The organism is Flavobacterium sp. (assembly GCF_043756175.1).
Taxonomy (GTDB): Bacteria; Bacteroidota; Bacteroidia; order Flavobacteriales; family Flavobacteriaceae; genus Flavobacterium.
Genome location: NZ_JAYURN010000108.1, coordinates 1 through 3,998, shown reverse-complemented (window position 1 = coordinate 3,998; position 3,998 = coordinate 1). Strand labels below are relative to the sequence as shown.

Below are 3,998 nucleotides of genomic sequence, written 5' to 3'. Positions count from 1 at the left end.
GGACAAAGTGCTGCATTTCAGCGGAAATCAAACTGATAAAATATTTAGGCTTTTTAATAAAAATCACGCTGAATATACTAAAGACAGGCTCGTACATGAAAAATTAAAAGTGAATGGAAAAACAGGTGTTCTAAAAAATAAACTGATTCATTACTCCTATTCCAATTTCCAAGCTTATAAAGCAAAAACAATACGTTACGGAAAATTTAAGGCTCAGGAGAAGTTTATAAAGAAGCAGAAGCCTTCAATTTTATTACATCTTTTGCATCCTGCCTATAATTTTTTATTCAATTATATTGTCCGGTTAGGATTTCTTGACGGAAAAAAAGGATTTATTATTTGCTATTTAAACTCAAATTCAATTCATACCCGATATCAAGAATTAGAACAACTCTGGAAAAGCGAAAAATCCCTATCTCCAAAATAACAATTTCTTTTTTCGAGCGATTTTTCTATGGAATTTCATCTGAAAATCATTGGTATAAAAGCACATTTTAGCAAAAACTTCCTCGTATTTCTTATTGTAAAGGTTGGCATATTCATCACTCATTACTGCCAGCATTTCTGTTTTTGGCGTAAGCCTATTGAAATTTTTCATACGAGAATCAAAATCCATCACATCATGAAAATTCATTCGGTTTAAATCCACTAAGTAAAAACTGTAAGCGTTGTTTGCTTCTTTCTTGATTAATGTATTTCCTGGAGAATGGTCTAAAAATTCTATCCCCTTTTGATGTAAATTGAAAGTGAACTTGGTAAACTGTCTTAGAATGTTTTCATGATCCGGAAAGTCCGGGTTTTGCACCAATTCTCTGAAAGTCAGTTCAGCATGCAGATGCTCACTTACATAAAAACTTTTTTCTAATCCTGTGAATGTAAAATTTTCGGCATAGGCTATAGGCTGAGGTGTGCCTATTCCGTTTTCTAACAATTTAATGCCATATTCATAAGAACGTCTCGCCTTTGACTTTCGAAAATATTTATAAGCTACTTGATTAATTAAGTTAGGAACTTTAAAAGATTTGATATTAATTGTCTTATCTTCTAAATCAAAAAGTTTAATTTTATTTCTTTGACCATCACCAAATAAACTTCCTTCAATATCAAATTTATTTATACAATTAATAATTAGCTTGTAAGAAGTGTTATAAGAAGGGCTAAGGATAAATTTCATAAAGGTGTGAATTGATTGACAAAAGTAAGTATTGAATTCAAGACTTAAAATATTTAATGTAATTTTACATCAAATTTCTGTCTTTTCCGCATACAAGCAGAATTAAGGACCTGATAAGTGAACTATTTTTTTTTAGAAAAACAACCATTAAACCAACTTCAAATAATAAAAATAATGACAATTCTTCATGTATCTGCAGTAAAAAGTTGGGGTGGCGGTGAAAACCATATAGAAACTTTATGTTACGAATTAAAACAATCAAATCCTGAAATAAAGAATATTGTATTATGTGTAGAAAACACTCTTTTTCACGAACGATTAAATGAAACTGAAATAGAATTCCAAACGGCCCCTTTAGCTTATAATCTAGATCTCCGTTTTTCATTTAAAATTATTGCTTTGTGCAAAAACAAAAAAGTTGATCTTATTCACATTCACGATCCATCGGCGATTGCGTTGACTATTATCGCTGATAAATTTGCAAGTTTACCTCCATTTATTTTTAGCAAAAAAACCTCATTCCCAATAAAAAATAAGAAACTTACACTTTATAAATACAACTATTATAAAATCAAAAAATATTTATGCGTATCTGAGGAAACCCGAAGAGTTACTGTAGAATCAATTAAAGTTAAGGATAAAGTAATTACTGTTTATCAAGGAACATCTATTACTAACAAGAGTTCCGAAACAGATTTTTTATTACGGAAGAAATTTGACATTGATGAATCAAAAAAAATAGTAGGCCTTATTGGTAATCACATTAGAGCTAAAAATCTTGAAACATTTATTGAAACAGTAAATATAATTGTAAACATAAAAAAAAGAACAGATATTATTTTTGTTCAAATTGGTTCTTTTACAGATCGAACTGAAGATTTAATAGCGAAAGTTCACGAATTAAAATTAGAAAATTTTATTCATTTCATTGGATATATACCTAAGGCTTCCAATTTTATTCCGCAATTTGATGCGCTGTTAATGACTTCTCAAAGTGAAGGTATTCCTGAAGTAATTTTTGAAAGTTTCTATCATAAAAAGCCTGTTATAAGCACTAATGTTGGTGGAATACCTGAAATTTTACAAGATGGTATTAACGGACTTTTGACCAAAAAACAGGATTCCGCAATGCTTTCAGAAAAAATAATTCATTTATTTAACAACAAAGAACTGGCGGAAAAATTTGTGACTATTTCTTATGAAAAATTAATTACAAATTTCACTGCATCTGTAATGGCACAAAAAACATTAAAAGAATATAAAAATATTTTAAATGGAAATTAACCAAGAAATACACAACGCCTACGAAATCATAAAAGAAGGCGGAATAATCTTATATCCTACTGACACCGTTTGGGGGATTGGTTGTGATGCAACAAATGCTGAGGCTGTCGCCAAAATCTATAAACTCAAACAAAGAGCCGAAACTCAAAGCATGATTGTTTTGATGAATGGGGAAAAGATGATGTACAATGTATTCAAGGATATTCCTGAAGTTGCATGGCAGATTATGGATTTATCCGAAAATCCGACCACTTTAATTCTAGACAAACCTAGAAACGTGGCTCCCAATTTAATAGCAACCGACAACACACTAGGAATCAGAATGGTAAAAGAGCCGTTCTGTTTCAAATTATTGGAGAAAATGAAAAAGCCATTAGTTTCGACATCAGCAAACATATCAGGCAAACCCACTCCAAAAAGTTTCAAAGAAATCAGCCCTGAAATTATAAAAGGCGTGGACTATGTTGTAAATTTGCACCACGAAAAAATTTCCGGAAAACCTTCTACAATTATAAAATTGACGAACGATTCTCAGGTAAAAGTGATTCGGAAATAGTTTGCAGTATTCAGTTTTCAGTTTTCAGTTTAGCAACTTTAGACTATAGACTTTAAACATTTTTAAAATGAGCATCAAAACTTCATACAAAGAAGCCTTAAACAATAAAATTTTTCAAGTCATTTCTCAAGCTTCCCAGGAACTTAACATAGACAGTTATGTAATTGGTGGTTTTGTGAGAGATTTACTTTTGAATAGAGATTTCAAAAAAGACATTGATATTGTTGCCGTTGGCAGCGGGATAGAATTGGCTTTAAAAGTGTCCCAATTACTTCCAAAAAAGCCCAAAGTTCAGGTTTTCAAAACCTATGGAACAGCCATGTTGCGATTTCTAGATACCGAAATAGAATTTGTTGGCGCCAGAAAAGAATCCTATCATTTTGAAAGTCGAAATCCGGTTGTAGAAAATGGAACATTAGAAGACGATCAAAACCGTCGTGATTTCACTATAAATGCTTTAGCTTTATCTTTAAACTCAAAAATTTTTGGCGAGTTATCCGATCCTTTTAATGGACTTGAAGATTTAAAAAATAAAATAATCAGAACACCTCTTGATCCAGATATTACTTTTTCTGATGATCCTTTGCGAATGTTGAGAGGAATTCGTTTTGCAAACCAATTGGGTTTTGAAATAGAAGAACACTCTTTGAACTCAATCACAAAAAACGCGGAGCGAATTAAAATTATTTCCGGGGAACGCATTGTTGACGAACTAAATAAAATCCTTTCAACTGACAAACCTTCCATAGGATTTTTGTTGCTATTTAAAACAGGGCTTTTGGACATTATTCTTCCAGAATTGACTGCTTTGAATCAAGTCGAAGAAATTGAAGGTCACACACACAAAAACAACTTTTACCATACCTTAGAAGTAGTAGATAATATTTGTCCAAACACAGATGATGTATGGTTACGCTGGGCTGCATTATTACATGATATTGGGAAAGCACCAACCAAACGTTTCAATAAAAAGCAAGGATGGAC

General features: G+C 31.5%; 4 protein-coding genes and 1 pseudogene. 4 read left to right on the top strand and 1 reads right to left on the bottom strand.

Going from position 1 to position 3,998, the window contains the following annotated elements:
- Nucleotides 1–427, top strand: a pseudogene (locus ACH2BP_RS08510) (glycosyltransferase family 2 protein); the annotation flags it as partial.
- Here the strand turns inward: ACH2BP_RS08510 and ACH2BP_RS08505 are convergent.
- Nucleotides 413–1,174: a lipopolysaccharide kinase InaA family protein gene (locus ACH2BP_RS08505; protein ID WP_395058911.1), complete on the bottom strand. Its 762-nt coding sequence runs from the start codon at nucleotides 1,172–1,174 to the stop codon at nucleotides 413–415. The pseudogene ACH2BP_RS08510 and the gene ACH2BP_RS08505 overlap by 15 nt on opposite strands.
- A 174-nt stretch (nucleotides 1,175–1,348) precedes the next feature.
- Between ACH2BP_RS08505 and ACH2BP_RS08500 the strand changes: the two genes are divergently transcribed.
- From ACH2BP_RS08500 to ACH2BP_RS08490, 3 genes are all read left to right on the top strand, one after another.
- Nucleotides 1,349–2,458 (top strand): glycosyltransferase family 4 protein, encoded by a 1,110-nt coding sequence (locus ACH2BP_RS08500; protein ID WP_395058909.1) that lies wholly within the window; start codon nucleotides 1,349–1,351, stop codon nucleotides 2,456–2,458.
- Nucleotides 2,448–3,014, top strand: coding sequence for an L-threonylcarbamoyladenylate synthase (locus ACH2BP_RS08495; RefSeq protein ID WP_395058907.1), 567 nt, complete (start codon nucleotides 2,448–2,450; stop codon nucleotides 3,012–3,014). The genes ACH2BP_RS08500 and ACH2BP_RS08495 overlap by 11 nt, the downstream gene beginning before the upstream one ends.
- Before the next feature lie 67 nt (nucleotides 3,015–3,081).
- A partial coding sequence (locus ACH2BP_RS08490) for an HD domain-containing protein (protein ID WP_395058905.1) occupies nucleotides 3,082–3,998 on the top strand: 917 nt, incomplete at its 3' end.